The following is a 22,216-nucleotide window of genomic DNA, read 5'->3' on the forward strand; positions in this document are numbered from 1 at the left end:
GTTTCAGGCTCGCCGATCAGTGGGCAAACAACGAATTGCCCTTCTGCCCCGCCAGTTTCTCAGGCTTGATCAGGAACTTGGCCAGTGCCGGCAGCAGCCACAGCGCACCGAACATGTTCCACAGCAGCATGAAGGTCAGCATCAGGCCCATGTCGGCCTGGAACTTGATCGCCGAGAAGATCCAGGTGCACACGCCGATGGCCAGGCACAGACCGGTGAACAGCACCGCTTTACCGGTGGATTTCAGGGTCTGGTAATAGGCTTCCTGCAACGGCAGGCCGGCACGCAGGAAACTTTCCAGACGGCTGTAGATGTAGATGCCGTAGTCCACGCCGATGCCCACGCCCAGCGCCACCACCGGCAAGGTTGCGACCTTGACGCCGATGCCCATGAACGCCATCAGCGCGTTGCCCAGTACCGAGGTCAGTACCAGCGGCAGCACGATGCACAAGGTCGCCGCCCAGGAACGGAAGGTGATCATGCACATCACCGCCACGCAGATGTACACCAGAATCAGGATGGTCAGCTCGGCCTGTTTGATGACTTCGTTGGTGGCCGCTTCGATCCCGGCGTTACCGGCCGCGAGGATGAACTCAAGACCGTCCTTGTTGTTGTCCTTGGCGAATTCCTGCACGGATTTCACCGCACGGTCCAGGGTTTCCGCCTTGTGATCGTTGAGGAACACCAGCACCGGTGCCAGCGAGCAACTGTTGTTGTACAGGCCGTCGGCACGGGCGATGGAGTTGTTCAGCACGTCCGGGTTGCGCGACAGGGTTTCCCATTTCAGGTTGCCCTCGTTCATGCCCTTGATCATCTGCTTGGACACGGTCACCAGCGAGATCGCCGACTGCACGCCCTCGGTGTTCTGCATCTTCCACATCAGCTCGTCGATCGGCGCCATGGCCTCGTAGCGCGAGCAGCCTTCGGACTTGGTCTTGACCATCACCACCAGTACGTCGGAGCTGGTGGAGTAGTTGTTGATGATGAAGTTGTTGTCCTTGTTGTAGCGCGAGTCCGGACGCAGTTCCGGCGCGCCCTGATCAAGGTCGCCGATCTTCAGGTTCTGGCTGTACCAGAGGCCGCCACCGAAGGCGATCAGGGCCAGCGCGATGGACACCGGTGCGACTTTCGGGCTGGCGAAATTCGACAGCAGGCGCCAGAACGGGTGTTCGCGGTTCGCGTCCTTCTTGCTCTTGGCGATGGCGCGCTTGCTGATGCCGACATAGGAAATCGCCACCGGCAGCAGGATCAGGTTGGTGAACACGATCACCGCCACGCCGATGGACGCGCCGATGGCCAGTTCACGGATCACGCCGATGTCGATGATCAGCAGCGTGATGAAGCCCACCGCATCCGCGAGAATCGCGATCATCCCCGGCAGGAACAATTGCCGGAACGTGCGCCGCGCCGCAGTCAGCGCGTTATCCGCCTCGCTCGATTGCAGGGCGATACCGTTGATCTTCTGCACGCCGTGGGAAATCCCGATGGCAAAGATCAGGAACGGCACCAGCATCGAATACGGATCGAGACCGAAACCGAAAAAGTGCATCAACCCCAGTTGCCAGACCACCGCCACCAGCGTGGTGCTCAATACCGCCACGGTACTGCGCAGGCAATTGGTGAACCACAGCAGCAGGATCAGGGTGATGACGAAGGCGATGCCGAAGAACATCACCACCATCACCAGGCCGTCGATCAGGTCACCGACCTTCTTGGCGAAACCGACGATGTGGATCTTGACGTTGGGGTTCTGCGCTTCGAACTTGTTGCGGATCTTGTCTTCCAGTTCATGAGAGAACTGGCGGTAGTCCAGCGCCAGCAACTTGCCCTGGTCCTGCGGGTCCGGGTAGGACTCCAGCAGCGGGATGTCGACGATGCTCGACTTGAAGTCGTTGGCCACCAGACGCCCGACCTGACCCGACTTGAGCACGTTGTTGCGCAGCATGTCGAGGCTGTCCTGGGAGCCGTCGTAGCTCTGCGGGATCACTTCACCGCCGGCGAAACCTTCCTCGGTCACTTCCGTCCAGCGTACGCTCGGGCTCCACAGCGACTTGAGGCCGGAACGATCGACGCCGGAGATGTAGAACACCTCGTCGTTGATCTGGCGCAGGGTCTCCATGTACTCCTTGGAGAAGATGTCACCGTCCTTGGCCTCCACCGAAATGCGCACGGTGTTGCCCAGGTTCGTCAGATCGTTGCGGTGCTCCATCATCTTCTCGATGAACGGATGCTTGAGCGGGATCATTTTTTCGAAGCTGGTGGACGGGCGGATCAGCGTCGCCTGCCAGAACAGGAAAATACTGACCAGCAGGCAGATCACAATCACTGCCGGGCGGTTGTTGAAGATCAGGCGTTCGAGGAACGTCGCCTTGTCCTGATGATGAGTGCTCAAGGAAGTCATAGCCCCGCCTTCTTATTATTGATTCGGCTCATTTGCCCAGCTCGGTGCCGTTTGGCGTGGTGGTGTGGACGCCACCCTGCCCGCTCAGGATCAGGTTGCCGTTGCCGGCGGCGGTGACCGACGACAGCGAGATGCGATCCGGGCGGTTGAACACGCTGAAGGTTTCACCGTTGTCGCTGCTGCTGATCACCGTGCCGCCGTTGCCGACGATGATGATCGAGCCGTCGTCGAGCCGCGTCGCTCCGGAGAGGCCGAACTCCAGCGCACCGCGTGCAGCCTTGAGTTCGACCTGCTGCCAGGTGCTGCCGAAATCGGTGGAGCGGTAGAGGTTGCCGCGCAGCCCGTAGGCCAGCAGCGTGGAAGGCTGGGCGGTGCCGATCACACCGAACAGCGAGCCCTGATACGGGCCTTCGATTTTTTCCCAGGTCTGGCCCCAGTCGGCGGAGCGGAACATCGCGCCCTGCTCGCCCACGATGAACAGCCCGGCGTCCTTGACGGCGGCGATGGCGTTGAGGTGGAACTGGTCCTGGTTGTCGAGGCGGTCACTGACGTCCTGCCAGTTCTTGCCACCGTCGGTGGTTTCCAGCAAGGCACCGTAGGCACCCACGGCCAGGCCGTTGTTGAGGTCCTTGAACCAGAGATCGAGCAACGGCGATTCGCGCTTGAGGTCTTCGAACTGTTTGGTCCAGGTCTGACCGCCGTCTTCGCTGGCGAGGATCTGCGCGTCATGGCCGACGGCCCAGCCGTGCTTGTCATCGACGAAATACACCGCCGTCAGCAACTGCCGGCTCGGCACCTTGGCCTGGGTCCAGGTCTTGCCCTGGTCGTCGGAGTAGAGAATGTGCCCGCGATCCCCGACCGCCACCAGCCGTGAACCGGCGTGAACGACATCGAGCATCAGGCTTTTCGGGGCCTTGGCCGATTCGATGGCGTAGACCACGTCGGCAGGCGCTTCGGCAGCCAGGACAGGCGCCGACAAGGTGGCAAAGCCCAGCAGAGAGAGTGCTGTGGCCAGCAACGCGGTGTTGCGTAACGCCGGCGGGCGGCAACGACTCATAGACCTTCCCCTATTTATTATTGTTAGGCCATTCGGCCTTCAAGGGCGCCGCAAGTGTGCTCCGGCGACGGCTGGTCAGAAGCATAGTCCTGAAACCCGCAATCCAGAGCCACTTCGGAAGCTGGCTCATCCTATCGGGCATTCGAAACGTCTGACAATCGGCGCAACGTTATCTTTTGTTAACCGAAAGGGATTACAGCGGCGGCTGAATGCGCGGGCATTCGTCCGACTGATGGACGGGAATCTTGCGTAGGGGACTTGCACGATCGGTATTATGGTATACCATCAGACGCACAGACACTCTTAATCCCCTACGGAGCAGCTCATGAGTTTCGAAATTCGCAAGATCGTCAGCTATGTCGAAGAGACCTTCATTGAAGGCGGCAAGGCTTCCGACACCCCGGTGACCATGGTGGGCCTGGCCGTCGTGATGAAGAACCCGTGGGTCGGCAATGGCTTTGTCGAAGACCTCAAGCCACAGATCCGCGCCAATTGCTCCGACCTCGGCGCGATGATGGTCGAGCGTCTGGTGGGCATCATCGGCGGCGCCGAGAAGATCGAGGCTTACGGCAAGGCTGCGGTGGTCGGTGCCGATGGCGAGATCGAACACGCCTCGGCGGTGATCCACACCCTGCGCTTCGGCAATCACTACCGCGAAGCGGTCAAGGCCAAGAGCTACCTGAGCTTCACCAACAAGCGCGGCGGTCCGGGTACTTCGATTCAGATCCCGATGATGCACAAGGACGACGAAGGTCTGCGCTCGCACTACATCACCCTGGAAATGCAGATCGAAGACGCCCCGCGCGCCGACGAAATCGTCGTGGTGCTCGGTTGCGCCGACGGTGGTCGCCTGCATCCGCGCATCGGCAACCGCTACATCGATCTGGAAGAACTGGCCGCCGAAAAAGCCCAGTAATCACAATAAAAAGGCATTGCAGGAGCGCTCCATGATTCGGCATACCGCTGAACTCACCCCGGCCGGCACCAGTTATCTGGCGACCGGCCAGGGCCACCCCGTGGTGTTGATCCACGGCGTGGGCCTGAACAAAGAAATGTGGGGCGGCCAGATCGTTGGCCTGGCCACGCAATACCGGGTGATCGCCTACGACATGCTCGGCCATGGCGCCAGCCCGCGTCCGGCCAGCGGCACCGCCCTGCTCGGTTATGCCGATCAGTTGCTGGAGCTGCTCGACCACCTGCAATTGCCGCTGGCATCGGTGATCGGTTTTTCCATGGGCGGTCTGGTGGCGCGGGCCTTTGCCCTGCATTACCCGGAACGCCTGAAAAGCCTGGTGGTGCTCAACAGCGTGTTCAACCGCAGCGAAGAGCAGCGCGCCGGCGTCATCGCCCGCACCGCCCAAGCTGCCGAACACGGGCCGGATGCGAATGCCGAAGCGGCACTGTCGCGCTGGTTCAGCCGTGAGTATCAGGCGGCCAACCCGGCGCAAATCGCCGCGATTCGCCAGACCCTGGCCGGCAATGATCCGCAGGGTTACCTGACCACCTACGAATTGTTCGCCACACAAGACATGTACCGCGCCGACGACCTGGGCAGCATCCAGGCGCCGACGCTGATCGCCACCGGCGAGCTGGACCCCGGATCGACCCCGGAAATGGCCGAGCAACTGGCCGCGCGCATTCCTGGCGCGAAGGTTGCCGTGTTGCCCGAGCAACGGCATATGATGCCGGTAGAGTCGCCTCGGCTGGTGAACCAGACGCTGCTGGAATTTCTCGAAACCGCACACGCCCGACAAAACCATATAAAGGGGATCGTTGCATGACTCTCGCACGCTTCCAGATGTGCATCGGCGGAGAATGGGTCGACGCCCTCTCCGGCAAGACTTTCGAAAGCCTCAACCCGGCGCTGGCCGAGCCTTGGGCTGAACTGCCCGACGCCGATGAGGCCGATGTCAAACGCGCCGTGCAAGCCGCGCAGACCGCCTTCGACAGCCCGGCATGGCGCGGCCTGACCGCCACCGCGCGCGGCAAATTGCTGCGTCGCCTCGGTGACCTGATCGCCGAAAACAAGGAACAACTGGCGCAGCTGGAAAGCCGCGACAACGGCAAACTGATCCGCGAAACCCGGGGTCAGGTCGGTTATCTGCCGGAGTTTTTCCATTACACCGCCGGCCTCGCCGACAAGCTCGAAGGCGGCACCCTGCCGCTGGACAAGCCCGACCTGTTTGCCTACACCGTGCACGAAGCCATGGGTGTGGTCGCCGCGATCATTCCGTGGAACAGTCCGCTTTACCTGACCGCGATCAAACTGGCGCCGGCACTGGCCGCCGGTAACACCATCGTGATCAAACCGTCCGAACACGCCTCGGCGACCATTCTGGAGCTGGCGCGCCTGGCCCTCGAAGCCGGGATTCCTCCTGGTGTGGTCAATGTCGTCACCGGTTACGGGCCGAGCACTGGCGCCGCCCTCACCCGTCATCCATTGATCCGCAAGATTGCCTTCACCGGCGGCGCGGCTACGGCCCGGCATGTGGTGCGCAGCAGCGCCGAGAACTTCGCCAAGCTGTCGCTGGAACTGGGCGGCAAGTCGCCGAACATCATCTTCGCCGACGCTGATCTCGATAGCGCGATCAACGGCGCCATCGCCGGGATCTACGCGGCGTCCGGCCAGAGCTGCGTATCCGGTTCGCGACTGCTGGTGCAGGACGAAATCTACGACGAGTTCGTCAGCCGACTGGTGGAACGCGCCCAGCGCATCCGCATCGGCAACCCGCAGGACGACAGCAGCGAAATGGGCCCGATGGCCACCGCGCAGCAACTGGCGGTGGTTGAGGGTCTGGTGGCCGACGCCATCGCTGAAGGTGCGCGTCTGCGTCTGGGTGGCAAACGTCCGAGCGGTGTGGGCGATGGCTGGTTCTACGAACCGACGCTGTTCGAATGCGACCGCAATTCGATGAAGATCATGCAGGAAGAAGTCTTCGGCCCGGTGGCCTCGGTCATCCGCTTCAAGGATGAAGCCGAAGCGCTGGCGATCGCCAACGACTCACAGTTCGGCCTCGCTGCCGGCATCTGGACCCGCGATCTGGGCCGCGCCCATCGCCTGGCTCGGGACGTGCGTTCGGGGATCATCTGGGTCAACACCTACCGCGCGGTGTCGGCGATGGCACCGATCGGCGGCTTCAAAAACAGTGGCTATGGACGCGAAAGCGGCATCGATTCGGTGCTGGCCTACACCGAACTGAAAACGGTGTGGATCAACCTCTCTCAGGCGCCGATGCCTGATCCGTTTGTGATGCGCTAGGAGTCCAGCGACATGATCGAACCCGGCATTTACAAAGACGTCATGAGCTCGTTTCCGTCCGGGGTCACGGTGGTCACCACCCTCGACCCGGACGGCGGCATCGTCGGTATCACCGCCAGCGCCTTCAGTGCGCTGTCGATTGATCCGGCGCTGGTGCTGTTCTGCCCCAACTACGCTTCCGACACCTACCCGGTGCTGCGCGACAGCAAGCGTTTCGCGATCCATTTGCTGTCCGCCGACCAGACCGCCGAGGCCTATGCCTTCGCCGGTAAAGGCAAGGACAAGGCCAACGGCATCGAGTGGCATTTGAGCGAGCTCGGTAATCCGATCCTCGCCAAGGCCACGGCGATCATCGAGTGCGAACTGTGGCGTGAATACGACGGTGGCGACCACGCGATCATCGTCGGTGCAGTGAAGAACCTGATCCTGCCGGCGCAACCGGTGACGCCGATGATTTATCACAAGGGCAAGCTCGGTGCGTTGCCGACACTGGGCTGAGCGGAGGACACATGAGCAACGAAAAGTATGAGCAAGGCCTGAAGATCCGCACCCAGGTGCTGGGCGAAGCCTATGTGCAGCGCTCCATCGAGAACGCCGACGACTTCACCCGCCCGCTGCAGGAAATGGTCACCGAATACTGCTGGGGCCACGTCTGGGGACGCGAAGGCCTGTCGCTCAAGGAGCGCAGCATGATCAACCTGGCGATGATCTCCGCGCTCAACCGCCCGCACGAACTGAAACTGCATGTGCGCGGCGCCTTGCGTAACGGCCTGAGTCGTGAGCAAATACGCGAAATTCTGCTTCAGGTCGGTATTTATTGCGGCGTCCCGGCAGCCGTGGACAGTTTCCGGCTCGCCCGTGAAGCCTTCGCCGAAGCCGACGCCGAGGCCTCCAGTTAACCCCTCGGCTGTTTGAATGCCCGTCTGGCATGGACAGCCAACTTAAAGAGCGGACCCCATGAAACGCCTGCCACTCGACGACAGCTTCAAGGTCAATCGCAACCCCGTCACCCTGCGCGAAATCGTGCTGGATAAACTGCGAAGCGCCATCATGAACTTCCAGCTGCTGCCGGGCGATCGCCTGGTGGAGCGCGATCTGTGTGATCGCCTGGGCGTGAGCCGTACGTCGGTGCGTGAAGCCTTGCGTCACCTGGAATCCGAAGGCCTGGTGGAGTTTGCCGACGCCAAGGGCCCGCGCGTGGCGATCATCACCCTCGCCGATGCGGTCGACATCTATGAGCTGCGCTGCGTGCTCGAAGGCCTGATCGTCCAGCTGTTCACCCTGCGCGCCAAGGCCAAGGACATCAAGGCCCTGGAAAAAGCCCTCGACGAGAACCGCAAGGCGCTCAAGGACGGCGAACTGCAACAGGTGATCGACTCGGTGCAGGGGTTCTACGACGTGTTGCTGGAAGGCTCGGGCAACCATGTCGCGGCCACTCAGTTGCGTCAGTTGCAGGCGCGCATCAGCTACCTGCGGGCGACCTCGGTGTCCCAGGAAAACCGTCGCGGCGCGAGCAACCAGGAAATGGAAAAAATGGTCGAGGCGATCAAGAGCGGCGACGCACTCGCAGCGCATCAGGCCTGCGTCGATCACGTCCGCGCTGCGGCTGCCGTGGCCCTCGAGTACCTCAAGCGTAAACAGGAAGAGACCGGCGCCACACCGGCGATCACCCTGCCCATCGCACTGAAAGAACCGCGTATAGGTCACTGACATGTTCAGCCCGAGCTTTTGCCCGAAATGCGGTGGCGCCGACCTCGGTCAGCAGGTGCCGCCGGGCGATACGCACGAGCGCCTGATGTGCCGCGGCTGCGGCTACATCCACTATGTGAACCCGAAGATCATCGCCGGCTGCATCATCGAGCAGGACGGCAAATACCTCCTGTGCCAACGGGCGATCCCCCCGCGCCCGGGCACCTGGACCCTGCCCGCCGGTTTCATGGAAAGTGGCGAAACCACCGAACAGGCCGCCCTGCGCGAAGTCTGGGAAGAAAGCGGCGTGCGCGCGGAAATCGTCTCGCCCTATTCGATCTTCAGCGTGCCGAAGATCAGCGAGGTCTACATCATCTTCCGCGCCCTCGCACTGGAGATCACCGGCCAGTACGGCCCGGAAACCCGGGACTGCAAATTCTTCGCCCCCGAAGACATCCCGTGGGAGCAGATCTACTACCCGGCAATCCGGCAGATCCTCGAACGCTACATTGAGGAACGCCAGGCCGGGGTGTATGGCATGTACATGGGCAATGACGACAGCGGCAAGATTCATTTCATGCGTTGATTAAACGTCACTTGCCAGAGATGCAGAGCCGGGCCTGGGGCCTCGACAGTTGTTCACTCAATCCGGCATCGCACGAATGATATCCGCCAGATCATCTTTGGTGATTTCATTGGCTTTGAGAGCAGCGGAGATGTCTTTCTTGGAGAGTGGGAAACGCTTGAAGATGTCTTTCAAGGTATCGGCATCAATATTGGCCAGCCAAAGAGGATCGATAAAAGAACCGCCATATTCAGGCTTCATTGGGACTTCTTCGTGGGCAATGGCACCTTTGTGATTCAGATACACCACATAACGATCGTGCCCTTCAGGAAAGCTTTTATCGTGATATAGCGTTGTCCCCATCGGCAGGACATAGTAATTGTCATCGCCACCTTGCCCTTCGATCAGCAGGGGTTCTTTGGTTTTAACCATCTCCAGATCGCGTCCCTTCGCACTGTTCCCGAAAATCAGAAAAGCCAGAAAGACTGCATTTAAATATAGTGCAACCACCAGCCAGAGGCCTACTCGCCCACCTGCAAACATTCCTTTTGTCATGCGCATCAATATTCCCTTAGAGTCCACCGTGCAGAACCTCAGGCATTAAATTCCGTCCGGCGGACGATCTCCTGATCCAGAAAAATATCAAAAGATCGCGGCCGCGTTCGATTCTGTAGTTCCTGCGGGTTTGCAGGCAAGACGTTACGGCGCCATCCCCTCCACAATAATGATCTCCGCCCTCGCCCACTCCTCGCGGTAGCTTCTCGCCTCCTGATACGCCACCGAGCGATAGCACGCCACTGCCTGCTCGTAGCTGTCGAACTCGATCACCACGCTGCGCTGGGGCGTCGTCCGGCCTTCCATCGCTTCGCTGCGCCCGCCTCTGGCCAGGAACTTCGCGCCGAACTCGGCGAACGCCTTCGGCGCGCGCTGGGTGTATTGGCTGTAGTGATCGGGATCGGTGATGTCCACGTGAGCAATCCAGTACGCCTTCATAGTGACCTCTTGGTTGAATTTGTATTATGGTATACCACGAATTCCATCCACATCGAGAGTCCAGCATGGCCTTCAACAGCATCGAAGAAATCATCGAAGATTATCGCCTCGGCAAAATGGTGTTGCTGGTCGATGACGAGGATCGGGAAAACGAAGGCGACCTGCTGCTGGCCGCCGATCGTTGCACGCCCGAGGCGATCAGTTTCATGGCCCGCGAGGCTCGGGGGCTGATCTGCCTGACGTTGACTGACGATCACTGCCAGCGCCTGGGGCTGGAGCAAATGGTGCCGAGCAATGGCAGCGTGTTCAGTACCGCGTTCACGGTTTCCATCGAAGCGGCGGTCGGCGTGACTACCGGGATTTCCGCCGCTGACCGCGCTTGTACGGTGGCCGCTGCGGTGGCGCCAAATGCTCGCGCTGAAGACCTGGTGCAGCCGGGCCATATCTTCCCGCTGCGCGCCAAGGAAGGTGGCGTGCTGACCCGTGCCGGTCACACCGAGGCCGGTTGTGATCTGGCGCGGCTGGCCGGGTTCACGCCCGCCTCGGTGATCGTCGAGGTAATGAACGACGACGGCACCATGGCCCGCCGCCCGGATCTGGAAGTCTTTGCGCGCAAGCACGGGATCAAGATCGGCACCATCGCCGACCTGATCCACTATCGCCTGAGCACCGAACACACCATCGAGCGCATCGGCGAGCGGGAGTTGCCGACGGTGCATGGCACCTTCCGTTTGATCACCTTCGAAGACCGCATCGAGGGTGGCGTGCACATGGCGATGGTCATGGGTGAATTACGCCGTGAGGAACCGACGCTGGTGCGCGTGCATGTGATCGATCCGCTTCGCGATCTGGTCGGCGCCGAGTACAGCGGGCCGACGAACTGGACGCTGTGGGCAGCGCTGCAACGGGTCGCGGCCGAGGGCCATGGCGTGGTCGTGGTGCTGGCCAATCATGAATCGTCGCAGGCGTTGCTGGAGCGGGTGCCGCAACTGACTCAGCCGCCACGGCAGTTCAGCCGATCGCAATCGCGGATCTATTCGGAGGTCGGCACCGGGGCGCAGATTCTGCAGAACCTGGGCGTCGGCAAGCTGCGCCACCTGGGCCCGCCGCTGAAATATGCCGGGTTGACCGGCTACGATCTTGAGGTGGTCGAGAGCATTCCGTTCACCGAATAACCCCGTTTGCCAGATAGCCGGTAAGGCAAAGTGCTTGCACAATGTTTGGAATACCATAATATGATATTCCATAGACCGGACGACCTGAAAAACCGTCCAGCTACTGCTCCCGACAGGCGGGCAACAACGCAAGCCCGCTCAAAAACACAACAATGAGGGCGTAAAAATGGTGTTGAACAAAGCTGCAACCGCGATCTTTCTTGCGGGACTGCTGAGCGTGACCGGTCAGGCCGCGATGGCCGCCGAGAGTGTGAACTTTGTCAGCTGGGGCGGTAGCACCCAGGATGCGCAGAAACAGGCCTGGGCTGATCCGTTCAGCAAGGCCAGCGGCATCACCGTCGTGCAGGACGGCCCGACCGACTACGGCAAACTCAAGGCCATGGTCGAAAGCGGCAACGTGCAATGGGACGTGGTCGACGTCGAAGCCGACTTCGCCCTGCGCGCCGCCGCCGAAGGTCTGCTCGAACCCCTCGATTTCAAACAGATCCAGCGCGACAAGATCGACCCGCGCTTCGTCAGCGACTACGGCGTCGGTTCGTTCTTCTTCTCCTTCGTCCTCGGCTACAACGAGGGCAAGCTCGGCGCCAGCAAGCCGCAGGACTGGAGCGCGCTGTTCGACACCAAGACCTACCCCGGCAAACGCGCCCTGTACAAATGGCCGAGCCCCGGCGTGCTCGAACTGGCCCTGCTCGCCGACGGCGTGCCGGCCGACAAGCTCTACCCGCTGGACCTGGATCGCGCCTTCAAGAAACTCGACACCATCAAGAAAGACATCGTCTGGTGGGGCGGCGGCGCGCAGTCGCAGCAACTGCTGGCTTCCGGTGAAGCGAGCATGGGCCAGTTCTGGAACGGCCGGATCCATGCCCTGCAGGAAGACGGCGCACCGGTGGGCGTGAGCTGGAAACAGAACCTCGTAATGGCTGACATCCTGGTCGTGCCGAAGGGTTCGAAAAACAAGGACGCGGCGATGAAGTTCCTGGCCAGCGCCAGCAGCGCGAAGGGCCAGGCCGACTTCTCCAACCTGACCGCCTACGCCCCGGTCAACGTCGACAGTGTGCAGCGTCTGGACTCGACGCTGGCCCCGAACCTGCCGACTGCCTACGCTAAGGACCAGATCACTCTTGATTTCGCGTACTGGGCCAAGAACGGCCAGGCCATCGCGACACGGTGGAACGAATGGCTGGTCAAATGAAAATGGCGGCCACCGCGTCCCGTCCCTCCACTGCCACCGGGAGCGCCGCCAGCGCTGCCGGGTCGGCCGCCGGAAAAAAGGCCAGTGCCATGGCGCCAGCCCCGTCCCTCAAGCAACGCTGGCGCGGCGCCGGCAACCTCGCGCCGGCGCTGCTGTTCCTCGGCCTGTTCTTTCTCGCGCCGTTAATTGGCCTGCTGTTGCGCGGCGTGCTGGAACCGGTGCCAGGCCTTGGCAACTATGAGCAACTGTTCGCCAACTCGGCGTACGCCCGGGTGCTGTTCAACACTTTTTCGGTGGCCGGACTGGTGACGGTGTTCAGCCTGCTGCTGGGCTTCCCGCTGGCCTGGGCAATCACCTTGGTGCCACGGGGCTGGGGTCGCTGGATCCTCAACATCGTGCTGCTGTCGATGTGGACCAGCCTCCTCGCCCGCACCTATTCGTGGCTGGTGCTGCTGCAGGCTTCGGGCGTCATCAATAAAGCCTTGATGGCCATGGGCATCATCGATCAGCCGCTGGAAATGGTGCACAACCTGACCGGGGTGGTGATCGGCATGAGCTACATCATGATCCCGTTCATCGTGCTGCCGTTGCAGGCGACCATGCAGGCCATCGACCCGATGATCCTGCAGGCCGGTTCGATCTGCGGCGCCAGCCCGTGGACCAACTTCTTCCGGGTGTTCCTGCCGCTGTGCCGGCCGGGTCTGGCATCCGGCGGGTTGATGGTGTTCGTGATGTCGCTCGGTTACTACGTCACCCCGGCGCTGCTGGGCGGGGCGCAGAACATGATGCTGCCGGAGTTCATCATTCAGCAGGTGCAGTCGTTCCTCAACTGGGGCCTGGCCAGCGCTGGCGCCGCGTTGCTGATCGTCATCACCCTGGTGCTGTTCTACTTCTACCTGAAGCTTCAGCCGGAATCCCCGGTTGGCGCCAGTAACGCGAGGTAAGCCGACATGCTCCTGACTCCCAATGCCATGAGCCGCCGGATGCGCTTCGGCCTGTACGCCACCACCGGGCTGATCGCGCTGTTTCTGCTGCTGCCGATTGTGTTCATCGTGCTGCTGTCGTTCGGCTCGTCCCAGTGGCTGGTGTTCCCGCCGCCGGGCTGGACGTTGAAATGGTACGGCCAGTTTTTCTCCAACGCCGACTGGATGAACGCCGCAGCGGCCAGCCTCAAGGTCGCGGTGCTGACCACGATCTGCGCCGTGGCCCTCGGTTTGCCGACTGCCTTTGCGCTGGTGCGCGGGCGCTTTCCCGGCCGGGAAATGCTCTACGGCCTGTTCACCCTGCCGATGATCGTGCCGCTGGTGATCATCGCCGTGGCGGTGTACGCGCTGTTCCTCAAGCTCGGCTACACCGGGACGATGTTCGCGTTCGTCGTCAGCCATGTGATCGTCGCGCTGCCGTTTACCATCATCTCGATCATCAACTCGCTGAAGCTGTTTGATCAGTCGATTGAAGACGCGGCGGTGATCTGCGGGGCGTCACGCCTGCAAGCGGTGTTCAAGGTGACCTTTCCGGCGATTCGCCCGGGGATGGTCGCCGGCGCCCTCTTCGCCTTTCTGGTGTCGTGGGACGAAGTGGTGCTCAGCGTGATGATGGCCAGCCCGACCCTGCAAACCCTTCCCGTGAAAATGTGGACCACCCTGCGCCAGGACCTGACGCCCGTGATCGCCGTCGCTTCGACGCTGCTGATCGGCCTGTCGGTGTTGGTCATGGTGATCGCCGCCGCGCTGCGCCGGCGCAACGAAATCAGCGCCTGAGCGCCAGGAGTACGACATGAGTGCCGTGATCAAAGACGCATCCCAGCAGAACGACAAACCCCTGGTCAGCCTGCGCAACCTGAACAAGCACTACGGCGATTTCGCCGCCGTGGACAACATCTCGCTGGACATCAAGGACGGCGAATTCCTGACCTTCCTCGGCTCCAGCGGCTCGGGCAAAAGCACCACGCTGTCGATGCTCGCCGGCTTCGAAACCCCGAGCAGCGGCGAGATCCTGGTCAACGGACAGTCGCTGGTCAACGTACCGCCGCACAAGCGCGACATCGGCATGGTGTTCCAGCGTTACTCGCTGTTCCCGCATCTGTCGGTGCGCGACAACATCGCGTTCCCGCTGGCGATCCGCAAACTCGCGGCGGCCGAGCGTGACAAACGTGTCGATGCGATGCTGAAACTGGTGCAGCTCGAACAATTTGCCCATCGCCGCCCTTCACAATTGTCCGGCGGCCAGCAGCAGCGAGTCGCCATCGCCCGTGCGCTGGTCTACGAGCCACGCATTCTGCTGATGGACGAACCTCTCGGCGCGCTGGACAAGAAACTGCGCGAAGACTTGCAGGACGAGTTGCGCCAGCTGCACCGCCGCCTCGGCATCACCATCGTCTACGTGACCCACGATCAGGAAGAAGCCATGCGCCTGTCCCAGCGCATCGCGATTTTCAGTCACGGCAAGATTGTCGGGCTCGGCAGCGGTTATGACCTTTATCAGAATCCGCCGAATGCGTTTGTGGCGTCGTTCCTCGGCAACTCGAACTTCCTCAAACTAAAGGCTCAGGGCAACGGCGCGGCGAGTTTTGAAGGGCAATCGCTGTCGATTCGCCTGACTGCCGGATTGCAGACCGGGCAGGATGTTTTGCTGATGGTGCGTCCGGAAAAGGCTTTGGCGTTGAGTGTGCAGCAAGCGGCCAGCGAGCCGTTGGCGGCCGGTTGGAACGAGGTTTCGGCGAAGGTGGTCGAGGTGCTGTTTCTGGGCGAGAGCCAGACGTGCAGTGTGGTCACGTCCGGCGGGACTTCGATGACGGTGAAGGCGTTGTCGGCGGCGGGGATGCCGTTGAAGGCTGGCGATCCGGTGCAGGTGCGTTGGGCGACAGCCGATGCCTGCGTCTACACCGAGTGGGCCGAAAGCGACTTGAACAAAGCGGCGGGCGCTCACTGACCTGCGGACTTTTCGCGTGTTACTTGCGGCCACCGCAACGTCGGGTTGCGGTGGCCTTTTTTTAAACGATGGCCGTCAAACCTTCGATCTGATCCGGCCAAACCGTCAACACCTCAAACCCGTCCTCCGTCACCGCCACCATGTGTTCCCACTGCGCCGACAGCGAGCCATCCTTGGTCAGCACCGTCCAGCCATCCGGCATGTTCTTCACATGGCGCTTGCCGGCATTGAGCATCGGTTCGATGGTGAAGATCATCCCCGCCTTCAGCTTCAGGCCCTGATTCGGATAACCGTAATGCAGCACTTGCGGCTCATCGTGATAGACCTTGCCGATCCCGTGCCCGCAATACTCGCGCACCACACTGAAACCTTCGCGCTCCGCCAGGCTCTGGATCGCATGACCTATGTCGCCCAACGTGGCGCCCGGACGCACGACGCGGATGCCGGCGCACATGGCCTCGTAAGTGGTCTTGATCAGATGCTGCGCCTCGGCTGAAGCCTCGCCGACCACGTACATGCGGCTGGTGTCACCGAACCAGCCGTCCTTGATCACGGCGATGTCGAGATTGAGGATGTCGCCATCCTTCAACGGCGTGCCCGATGGAATGCCGTGACAGACCACATCGTTGACCGACGCGCAGACGGTTTTCGGGAAGCCGTGATAACCGACGTTGGCCGGAATGGCTTTCTGCACATTGACGATGTAGTCGTTGCACAACTGGTCGAGCTGATCGGTGGTGACCCCGGCCTTGACGTGGGGCACCAGCATCGCCAGCACCTTGGCGGCCAATTGCGCAGCCACACGGGATTGGGCAATTTCGGCCCGGGTGTTGATCTTGATCGGGTTTCTCATGCCTTGGCTGCCTCTTTGACCGGTACGTTCTGCGCGGCATCGGCCAGGGCACAGATTTGTTGCAGATCCAGACCACCGGCTTGCTCGGCGCGAATCAGCAAGCGGCAAATGGCGTGGTGATCGAGGTCGGGATACAACTCGGCGAGCATGCCGATGCGCATCCAGTGCTCGGCCTGCGCGTTGATCGAGCGGCTCAGTGCGTTGCTGGAGATGCGCAGATTTTCGTGCATGTCCTCTGAAATCTTTACGATGCCCATGGCAAGATCCGATATGGAATATATATGGAACGTATATTAATCGGGCATTCCTTCGAATTGCAAATTTCGCTGACCAGTCAAATCGCAGGCAAAAAAAAGCTGCCAAAGTTGGCAGCCAAAATCATGAAAAGCACGCGATGTATTGAGGGCAAGTATGGGCACCCGATAATGACACTGTCATGACAGCGCTAAATTCATTGAACCGCCCTCCCCGCGTCATCAGGTTGTCATCGAAGCCATTGCAGAATCCTCGCAAACCGCCCGGGCCTGGGGCGGTGGATTTTGCAAGGATTCCCATGAAAGAAGACGCCTCGCTGTTTGCTGCCATCGATCTCGGTTCGAATGCGTTTCGCATGATGATCGGTCAGTCGGTCCGCAGCAGAAAGGGCTTCATGATTCAGGAAGTGAAAACCTTGCGTGAACCAGTGCGGCTGGCGGAAGGATTCGATGGCCGGGCGCTCGACGAAATGGCGCTCGATCGCGGCTGGCAGGCCTTGGCGCGGTTCGGCAAAAAGCTGCGCGGTTTCGAACCGGGCCGTGTGCGGGCGGTGGCCACCAGCGCCGTGCGCGAGGCCGACAATGCGCAGTTGTTTCTCGGCAGTGCGGAGCGGCATCTTGGCTTTCGCATCGATGTGATTTCCGGGCATGAAGAAGCGCGTCTGGTCTACGCCGGTGTGGCCCACACCTTGCCGGTCGCCGATGACATGCGTCTGGTGGTCGACATTGGCGGCGGCTCCACCGAACTGATCCTCGGCCAGGGCTCCCAACCGTTGCTGACCGAAAGCATCGCCATCGGCAGCGGCACCCTGAGCGCACGCTACTTTCGCAATGGCGATATTTCCCCCGGCGCCCTTCAAGAGGCCGAGCGGGTGGCCATCCTGCAATTCGAAAAGGTCGCCCGCCGCTATCGCGCCCAGGGCTGGCAGCAGACTATCGGTTCCTCGGGCACGGCGCGGATGCTGGCCAAAGTACTCAAGGCCAATCGCCTGAACGACTTCGGTCAGGGCGGCATCACCTACGGCGGCCTGCTGCGGCTGTCGCTTCGCTTGCTGGAAGTCAGCAATGTTCGGCATTTGAAACTCGCCGGCCTGCAATCCCATCGTCAGAGCATTCTGCCTGGCGGTCTGGTGGTCATGCTCGCAGCCTTCAAGGTGTTCGGCATCGCGCAAATGGAGCCATCGGAACCCGGTTTGCGGCTGGGTGTTCTGCACGGTCTGATGAGCAACCACTGATCGGTTTTCGCTGCCGGATATTTATCGTCAGATCAAGCCGTTCATGACGCTGAAGACGCCCTTTGAATACTCGATGACGCCTTCGTATAAACCTCGGTAAATCGCTCCCTTCCCTTCCCTTCTCTGATTTCGTTCTATGGTTAGATCGAAATGGCTGAATTGCACGCTGACTAATGGTTGCGACAGTTGATGTCTGCGCCTATGTTGCACGCGAGCTTTTCCCCCGCGAATGGAACGCGATCAACACCACAAAGAGGTGAAGAAATGTCAAAGGAATCACGCCCTGCCGTACTTGGGCTGATCGGCAATACTCCGCTGGTACAAGTCACTCGCTTCGATACCGGCCTGTGCACCCTGTTTCTCAAGCTCGAATCCCAGAACCCCGGCGGCTCGATCAAGGATCGCATCGGCCTGGCGATGATTGACGCCGCCGAACGCGACGGTCGCCTGCAACCCGGTGGCACGATCGTTGAAGCCACCGCCGGCAACACCGGCCTGGGCCTGGCACTGGTTGGCCGCGCCAAGGGCTACCGCGTCGTGCTGGTGGTGCCGGACAAGATGTCCACGGAAAAAGTCCTGCACCTCAAGGCCATGGGCGCCGAAGTACACATCACCCGCTCCGATGTCGGCAAGGGTCACCCCGAGTACTATCAGGACGTCGCCGCCCGTCTGGCGAAAGACATTCCCGGCGCCTTCTTCGCCGACCAGTTCAACAACCCGGCCAACCCGCTGGCCCACGAATGCAGCACCGCGCCGGAAATCTGGGCGCAGACCGAGCATGATCTGGATGCCATCGTGGTCGGCGTCGGTTCCGCCGGTACGCTGACCGGCCTGACCCGTTTCTTCAAACGCGTACAACCGGACCTCGAGATGGTCCTGGCCGACCCGGTCGGTTCGGTCATGGCTGAATACAGCCGCAGCAAGCACTTGGGCACCGCTGGATCGTGGGCGGTGGAAGGCATTGGCGAGGACTTCATTCCGTCGATCACCGACCTGTCGAGCGTGCGCAGCGCCTACTCGATCAGCGACGAAGAAAGCTTCGATCACGCCCGTCAGTTGTTGAAAGCCGAAGGCATTCTCGGTGGTTCGTCCACCGGCACCCTACTCGCCGCCGCGCTGCGTTACTGCCGTGAGCAGACGGTGCCGAAACGCGTGGTCAGCTTCGTCTGCGACACAGGTACGCGCTATCTGTCGAAGGTCTACAACGACCAGTGGATGACCGATCAGGGCCTGTTACAGCGCAAACGCTACGGCGATCTGCGCGACCTGATTGCCCGACGTTTCGAAGACGGCAAAGTCGTCAGCGTCGGCCCGGACGATACGCTGATGACCGCGTTCCAGCGCATGCGTCTGGCGGATGTTTCGCAACTGCCGGTGCTGGTGGAAGGCAAACAACTGGTCGGTGTGATCGACGAATCGGACATTCTGGTGCGCGTACACGAAGATGCCACGCTCTTCAGCAAACCCGTCGCCAGCGCGATGACGGACAAACTGCAAACCCTCGCCCCCGCCGCGACCCTGGCTGAACTGGAAGCCGTGCTCAGCAGCGGCCTGGTGGCGATCATTGCCGACGCCTCGGGCTTCCACGGCCTGATCACCCGCGTCGACATGCTCAACCAACTACGGAGATCCCTTGCATGAGTCAGCACGACAAGAACGCCCGCCCGCAGGGTTTCGCCACCCGCGTGATCCACGCCGGACAAACGCCGGACCCGACCACCGGCGCGCTGATGCCGCCGATCTACGCCAACTCCACCTATCTGCAAGACAGCCCCGGCGTGCACAAGGGCTTCGACTACGGCCGCTCGCACAACCCGACGCGTTTTGCCCTGGAGCGTTGCGTGGCGGACCTGGAGGGCGGCACCCAGGCGTTTGCCTTCGCTTCCGGGCTGGCGACGATTTCCACCGTGCTCGAACTGATCGATGCCGGCTCGCACATCGTCTCCGGCAATGATCTGTACGGCGGGACTTTCCGCCTGTTCGACAAGGTGCGCCAGCGCAGTGCCGGGCATCGTTTCAGCTACGTCGATCTGGCCGACCTGTCGGCGTTCGAGGCTTCGCTGCAGGACGACACGCGCATGGTCATGGTGGAAACCCCGACCAACCCGCTGCTGAGCCTGTCCGACCTCGCCGCCATTGCGCGCATCTGCAAGGCCCGCGGGATTATCTGCGTGGCCGACAACACCTTCGCCAGCCCATGGATCCAGCGTCCGCTAGAACTGGGTTTCGACATCGTGCTGCACTCGACCACCAAGTACCTGAACGGTCACTCCGACGTGATTGGCGGCATCGCGGTCGTCGGTGACAACCTTGCACTGGCCGAGCGCCTGGGCTTCCTGCAGAACGCCGTCGGTGCCATCTCCGGCCCGTTCGACGCGTTCCTCACGCTGCGCGGTGTGAAGACCCTGGCGCTGCGTATGGAGCGTCATTGCAGCAACGCGCTGGAGCTGGCGCGCTGGCTGGAGCAGCAGCCGCAGGTCAAACGCGTCTACTACCCGGGCCTGGAATCCCATCCGCAGCATGAACTGGCGAAGCGTCAGATGCGCGGTTTCGGCGGGATGATTTCCCTGGATCTGAACAGTGATCTGGCAGGCGCCCGGCGCTTCCTGGAAAACGTGCAGATCTTCGCCCTGGCCGAGAGCCTCGGGGGCGTGGAAAGCCTGATCGAGCACCCGGCGATCATGACCCACGCCACCATCCCGGCGGAAACCCGTGCCAAGCTCGGCATCGGTGACAGCCTGGTGCGTCTGTCGGTGGGCGTCGAGGATATCGAGGACCTGCGTGCGGATCTGGCGCAAGCGCTGGCCAGCATCTAACCCGCAGAAACGTCAAAGCCCGCACGAAGCGGGCTTTGGTGTTCGAGTAGGCGGCCAGTGCTGGTCTCTGGCTTACGAGGTTTCTCAGGACTCCCACAGTACAGGCAATGTGCTCTGCTGCTTCACACGGCATAAGGGCTGGAACCCAGCGCGGGGTTCTTTCTAACCGTGTACCCTTCGGAACGCGCCCAACGCTTCCTCGCTATCCGCTTGCGCATCAGTCTGCGTCTTCGCCTACATTCTTGAGCCTAGCAAACACGCCACTTTGCGCTACGCGGCTTTTAGATTGATTTTCTTCTAGCGCTTGTCTGCAAGGAAGTTAACCGACTATCGCCTTCGCGCTCCTTGAACCTGCCACCCGATCGGGGCGAACTATACTTTTCGAGTTCGCTGTTCAGGTTTCATGCAAAACGTCGACACCCGTGCGCCTTGCGGCGCGCCCGTGCCAATCGCCAATCTGGTTAACCCCGGGGCCAACGAGCCACACCGTCAACCGACGGGCAATGCTCGGATGCTGGGTGGCTGATGGGTCGTGGAGAAAATCATGAAACACAAGCTTTGGTCAGGCATGGTCCTGGCGGTCGCTGCAACAGTGGTGGTGATGCCCGAAGTCTGGGCGGCGCAGGCGCAGGCTGTGGCGTCTGACGGGGCGGATCATGTGGGTGCGGGTTCGGTTGCCTCGGATGGTTCGGATCACGTGGGCGCCAAGGCCGTCGCTTCTGACGGAGCGGATCATGTGGGTGCCGGGGCAGTCGCCTCCGATGGCGCCGACCATGTAGGCGCTGGCGCAGTCGCATCCGATGGCGCCGACCATGTAGGCGCTGGAGCAGTCGCATCCGATGGTGCCGATCACGTGGGCGCTGGGGCAGTCGCTTCCGATGGGGCCGATCACGTGGGCGCTGGCGCAGTCGCTTCCGATGGTGCCGATCATGTGGGCGCTGGGGCAGTCGCTTCCGATGGGGCCGATCACGTGGGCGCTGGTGCAGTCGCTTCCGACGGGGCCGATCACGTGGGCGCTGGTGCAGTCGCTTCCGATGGCGCAGATCACGTGGGCGCCGGCGCAGTCGCCTCTGATGGGGCCGACCATGTGGGCGCTGGCGCAGTCGCTTCCGATGGCGCCGATCATGTGGGCGCTGGAGCAGTCGCTTCCGATGGCGCAGACAAGGTGGACGCCAGACGGCTCGCCTACTCTCGCCGTGGCGTGGGCTCCGATCAGGTCGCGTCTGCCCTCATGACCGGCAGTTATTCAGACCAGTTCAACAGTCCTCAGTAATGCTGTTCGGCGCGACCGGCGGCCTGCCGGTTGCGCCGAACTAGCACATTTGTGCTAATCGACCACCCCGTTCCCTGGCGTTATATTCCCTCGCAACCCCCGACACTCCCCAACATTGCCGCTGCGCAGTGCGCGGGATCGTTGTGCCTGGAAAAACAACAACACCAAGGAAGCAACACCATGAACCTGTACCTCAACTTCGCCAGAATCACGGTGCTCGGTGCCCTGCTTATCGGCGCCGCCGGTTGCCAGACCGCCAAGCCCACCGAAGACAGCATGCGCGAACGGGCCCAGACCGTCATCGGCAAGCCCGTCTCCAAAATCGGCAACATCCGCAACGACAGCACCCTGACGTATTACACCGCCTACACCGCCGCCGGCGAATACAACTGCGAACTGCCCAGTGGCGCAATCATCGCGGTCGCCAGCATGGGCATCATGACGCCTCCACTGTCTTGCCTGCCCAAAGGCGCGTCGCCGATTCCGGTCCAGTAAACCGTTCCATCGCCTTCTCATCCGGTAA

Annotated in this window: 23 protein-coding genes; 16 read left to right on the forward strand and 7 right to left on the reverse strand. The window is 61.5% G+C overall.

The genetic code is table 11. From position 1 onward, the window contains the following. Positions 1–16 precede the first annotated feature (16 nt). A complete protein-coding gene (locus AC07NR_RS08980; RefSeq protein ID WP_495078381.1) occupies positions 17–2,401 on the reverse strand; it encodes an efflux RND transporter permease subunit in 2,385 nt (794 codons plus the stop codon). A gap of 28 nt (positions 2,402–2,429) precedes the next feature. Further along, entirely contained in the window at positions 2,430–3,458 is a 1,029-nt protein-coding gene (locus AC07NR_RS08985) for a WD40/YVTN/BNR-like repeat-containing protein (protein ID WP_495078382.1), read from the reverse strand. Between the two features lie 325 nt (positions 3,459–3,783). On the opposite strand from AC07NR_RS08985, the gene AC07NR_RS08990 reads away from it, so the two are divergent. The 7 genes from AC07NR_RS08990 to AC07NR_RS09020 are packed head-to-tail and all read left to right on the forward strand — an operon-like array spanning position 3,784 to position 8,992. Then, positions 3,784–4,374, forward strand: a complete 591-nt coding sequence (locus tag AC07NR_RS08990; RefSeq protein ID WP_007957412.1) for an amino acid synthesis family protein — start codon at positions 3,784–3,786, stop codon at positions 4,372–4,374. 31 nt (positions 4,375–4,405) lie between these two features. Next, the gene (locus AC07NR_RS08995) at positions 4,406–5,239 is read left to right on the forward strand and encodes an alpha/beta fold hydrolase (protein WP_408984860.1); all 834 of its coding nucleotides are present in this window, start codon (positions 4,406–4,408) and stop codon (positions 5,237–5,239) included. Further along, entirely contained in the window at positions 5,236–6,717 is a 1,482-nt protein-coding gene (locus AC07NR_RS09000; protein WP_495078383.1) for an aldehyde dehydrogenase, read from the forward strand. The genes AC07NR_RS08995 and AC07NR_RS09000 overlap by 4 nt, the downstream gene beginning before the upstream one ends. 12 nt (positions 6,718–6,729) lie before the next feature. After that, positions 6,730–7,215, forward strand: coding sequence for a flavin reductase family protein (locus AC07NR_RS09005; protein WP_127798405.1), 486 nt, complete (start codon positions 6,730–6,732; stop codon positions 7,213–7,215). 11 nt (positions 7,216–7,226) lie between these two features. Beyond that, the gene (locus tag AC07NR_RS09010) at positions 7,227–7,616 is read left to right on the forward strand and encodes a carboxymuconolactone decarboxylase family protein (protein ID WP_007957404.1); all 390 of its coding nucleotides are present in this window, start codon (positions 7,227–7,229) and stop codon (positions 7,614–7,616) included. A gap of 58 nt (positions 7,617–7,674) precedes the next feature. Next, complete coding sequence (locus AC07NR_RS09015; protein ID WP_134826442.1) at positions 7,675–8,427, forward strand: GntR family transcriptional regulator; 753 nt, start codon at positions 7,675–7,677, stop codon at positions 8,425–8,427. Position 8,428: 1 nt separating this feature from the next. Beyond that, positions 8,429–8,992, forward strand: a complete 564-nt coding sequence (locus AC07NR_RS09020; protein ID WP_114883603.1) for an NUDIX hydrolase — start codon at positions 8,429–8,431, stop codon at positions 8,990–8,992. 57 nt (positions 8,993–9,049) lie between these two features. On the opposite strand, the gene AC07NR_RS09025 is transcribed toward AC07NR_RS09020, so the two are convergent. Beyond that, positions 9,050–9,532 (reverse strand): hypothetical protein, encoded by a 483-nt coding sequence (locus AC07NR_RS09025; protein WP_495078384.1) that lies wholly within the window; start codon positions 9,530–9,532, stop codon positions 9,050–9,052. Between the two features lie 138 nt (positions 9,533–9,670). Beyond that, positions 9,671–9,964 carry a DUF1330 domain-containing protein gene (locus AC07NR_RS09030; RefSeq protein ID WP_495078385.1) on the reverse strand — a complete coding sequence of 98 codons (294 nt, stop codon included), beginning with the start codon at positions 9,962–9,964 and terminating at the stop codon, positions 9,671–9,673. A 65-nt stretch (positions 9,965–10,029) separates the two neighbouring features. Here AC07NR_RS09030 and ribBA point away from each other — a divergent pair, with 65 nt between their 5' ends. From ribBA to AC07NR_RS09055, 5 genes are all read left to right on the forward strand, one after another. Then, a complete protein-coding gene (gene ribBA, locus AC07NR_RS09035; protein WP_085711338.1) occupies positions 10,030–11,139 on the forward strand; it encodes a bifunctional 3,4-dihydroxy-2-butanone-4-phosphate synthase/GTP cyclohydrolase II in 1,110 nt (369 codons plus the stop codon). A gap of 166 nt (positions 11,140–11,305) precedes the next feature. Further along, entirely contained in the window at positions 11,306–12,331 is a 1,026-nt protein-coding gene (locus tag AC07NR_RS09040; protein WP_248740713.1) for an ABC transporter substrate-binding protein, read from the forward strand. Continuing rightward, a complete protein-coding gene (locus tag AC07NR_RS09045; RefSeq protein WP_176504839.1) occupies positions 12,328–13,275 on the forward strand; it encodes an ABC transporter permease in 948 nt (315 codons plus the stop codon). Before AC07NR_RS09040 ends, AC07NR_RS09045 begins: the two co-directional genes overlap by 4 nt. 6 nt (positions 13,276–13,281) lie before the next feature. After that, positions 13,282–14,091, forward strand: coding sequence for an ABC transporter permease (locus tag AC07NR_RS09050; RefSeq protein WP_085711341.1), 810 nt, complete (start codon positions 13,282–13,284; stop codon positions 14,089–14,091). A gap of 16 nt (positions 14,092–14,107) precedes the next feature. Beyond that, positions 14,108–15,262 (forward strand): ABC transporter ATP-binding protein, encoded by a 1,155-nt coding sequence (locus AC07NR_RS09055; RefSeq protein ID WP_248740715.1) that lies wholly within the window; start codon positions 14,108–14,110, stop codon positions 15,260–15,262. A 61-nt stretch (positions 15,263–15,323) separates the two neighbouring features. On the opposite strand, the gene map is transcribed toward AC07NR_RS09055, so the two are convergent. After that, on the reverse strand, positions 15,324–16,115 hold the full coding sequence (gene map / locus AC07NR_RS09060) for a type I methionyl aminopeptidase (RefSeq protein ID WP_495078386.1): 792 nt from the start codon (positions 16,113–16,115) through the stop codon (positions 15,324–15,326). Then, positions 16,112–16,372, reverse strand: a complete 261-nt coding sequence (locus tag AC07NR_RS09065) for a ParD-like family protein (RefSeq protein ID WP_248741922.1) — start codon at positions 16,370–16,372, stop codon at positions 16,112–16,114. The genes map and AC07NR_RS09065 overlap by 4 nt, the downstream gene beginning before the upstream one ends. A gap of 296 nt (positions 16,373–16,668) precedes the next feature. Between AC07NR_RS09065 and AC07NR_RS09070 the strand changes: the two genes are divergently transcribed. From AC07NR_RS09070 to AC07NR_RS09080, 3 genes are all read left to right on the forward strand, one after another. Next, positions 16,669–17,604 carry a Ppx/GppA phosphatase family protein gene (locus AC07NR_RS09070; protein WP_495078387.1) on the forward strand — a complete coding sequence of 312 codons (936 nt, stop codon included), beginning with the start codon at positions 16,669–16,671 and terminating at the stop codon, positions 17,602–17,604. A gap of 264 nt (positions 17,605–17,868) precedes the next feature. Beyond that, positions 17,869–19,245, forward strand: a complete 1,377-nt coding sequence (locus AC07NR_RS09075) for a pyridoxal-phosphate dependent enzyme (protein WP_495078388.1) — start codon at positions 17,869–17,871, stop codon at positions 19,243–19,245. Next, a complete protein-coding gene (locus AC07NR_RS09080) occupies positions 19,242–20,420 on the forward strand; it encodes a cystathionine gamma-synthase (RefSeq protein ID WP_495078389.1) in 1,179 nt (392 codons plus the stop codon). Before AC07NR_RS09075 ends, AC07NR_RS09080 begins: the two co-directional genes overlap by 4 nt. A 562-nt stretch (positions 20,421–20,982) precedes the next feature. On the opposite strand, the gene AC07NR_RS09085 is transcribed toward AC07NR_RS09080, so the two are convergent. After that, positions 20,983–21,546 carry a hypothetical protein gene (locus AC07NR_RS09085; RefSeq protein ID WP_495078390.1) on the reverse strand — a complete coding sequence of 188 codons (564 nt, stop codon included), beginning with the start codon at positions 21,544–21,546 and terminating at the stop codon, positions 20,983–20,985. A 327-nt stretch (positions 21,547–21,873) separates the two neighbouring features. Between AC07NR_RS09085 and AC07NR_RS09090 the strand changes: the two genes are divergently transcribed. Next, positions 21,874–22,188, forward strand: a complete 315-nt coding sequence (locus AC07NR_RS09090) for a hypothetical protein (RefSeq protein WP_495078391.1) — start codon at positions 21,874–21,876, stop codon at positions 22,186–22,188. The last annotated feature ends 28 nt before the right edge of the window (positions 22,189–22,216 follow it).

Source organism: Pseudomonas sp. GW821-FHT09C09 (assembly GCF_059418105.1).

Coding starts and splice junctions, on each gene's coding strand:
- AC07NR_RS08980 (WP_495078381.1), bottom strand. CDS start 2,401: ATGACTTCCTTGAGCACTCATCATCAGGACAAGGCGACGTTCCTCGAA.
- AC07NR_RS08985 (WP_495078382.1), bottom strand. CDS start 3,458: ATGAGTCGTTGCCGCCCGCCGGCGTTACGCAACACCGCGTTGCTGGCC.
- AC07NR_RS08990 (WP_007957412.1), top strand. CDS start 3,784: ATGAGTTTCGAAATTCGCAAGATCGTCAGCTATGTCGAAGAGACCTTC.
- AC07NR_RS08995 (WP_408984860.1), top strand. CDS start 4,406: ATGATTCGGCATACCGCTGAACTCACCCCGGCCGGCACCAGTTATCTG.
- AC07NR_RS09000 (WP_495078383.1), top strand. CDS start 5,236: ATGACTCTCGCACGCTTCCAGATGTGCATCGGCGGAGAATGGGTCGAC.
- AC07NR_RS09005 (WP_127798405.1), top strand. CDS start 6,730: ATGATCGAACCCGGCATTTACAAAGACGTCATGAGCTCGTTTCCGTCC.
- AC07NR_RS09010 (WP_007957404.1), top strand. CDS start 7,227: ATGAGCAACGAAAAGTATGAGCAAGGCCTGAAGATCCGCACCCAGGTG.
- AC07NR_RS09015 (WP_134826442.1), top strand. CDS start 7,675: ATGAAACGCCTGCCACTCGACGACAGCTTCAAGGTCAATCGCAACCCC.
- AC07NR_RS09020 (WP_114883603.1), top strand. CDS start 8,429: ATGTTCAGCCCGAGCTTTTGCCCGAAATGCGGTGGCGCCGACCTCGGT.
- AC07NR_RS09025 (WP_495078384.1), bottom strand. CDS start 9,532: ATGCGCATGACAAAAGGAATGTTTGCAGGTGGGCGAGTAGGCCTCTGG.
- AC07NR_RS09030 (WP_495078385.1), bottom strand. CDS start 9,964: ATGAAGGCGTACTGGATTGCTCACGTGGACATCACCGATCCCGATCAC.
- ribBA (WP_085711338.1), top strand. CDS start 10,030: ATGGCCTTCAACAGCATCGAAGAAATCATCGAAGATTATCGCCTCGGC.
- AC07NR_RS09040 (WP_248740713.1), top strand. CDS start 11,306: ATGGTGTTGAACAAAGCTGCAACCGCGATCTTTCTTGCGGGACTGCTG.
- AC07NR_RS09045 (WP_176504839.1), top strand. CDS start 12,328: ATGAAAATGGCGGCCACCGCGTCCCGTCCCTCCACTGCCACCGGGAGC.
- AC07NR_RS09050 (WP_085711341.1), top strand. CDS start 13,282: ATGCTCCTGACTCCCAATGCCATGAGCCGCCGGATGCGCTTCGGCCTG.
- AC07NR_RS09055 (WP_248740715.1), top strand. CDS start 14,108: ATGAGTGCCGTGATCAAAGACGCATCCCAGCAGAACGACAAACCCCTG.
- map (WP_495078386.1), bottom strand. CDS start 16,115: ATGAGAAACCCGATCAAGATCAACACCCGGGCCGAAATTGCCCAATCC.
- AC07NR_RS09065 (WP_248741922.1), bottom strand. CDS start 16,372: ATGGGCATCGTAAAGATTTCAGAGGACATGCACGAAAATCTGCGCATC.
- AC07NR_RS09070 (WP_495078387.1), top strand. CDS start 16,669: ATGAAAGAAGACGCCTCGCTGTTTGCTGCCATCGATCTCGGTTCGAAT.
- AC07NR_RS09075 (WP_495078388.1), top strand. CDS start 17,869: ATGTCAAAGGAATCACGCCCTGCCGTACTTGGGCTGATCGGCAATACT.
- AC07NR_RS09080 (WP_495078389.1), top strand. CDS start 19,242: ATGAGTCAGCACGACAAGAACGCCCGCCCGCAGGGTTTCGCCACCCGC.
- AC07NR_RS09085 (WP_495078390.1), bottom strand. CDS start 21,546: ATGATCGGCGCCATCGGAAGCGACTGCGCCAGCGCCCACATGGTCGGC.
- AC07NR_RS09090 (WP_495078391.1), top strand. CDS start 21,874: ATGAACCTGTACCTCAACTTCGCCAGAATCACGGTGCTCGGTGCCCTG.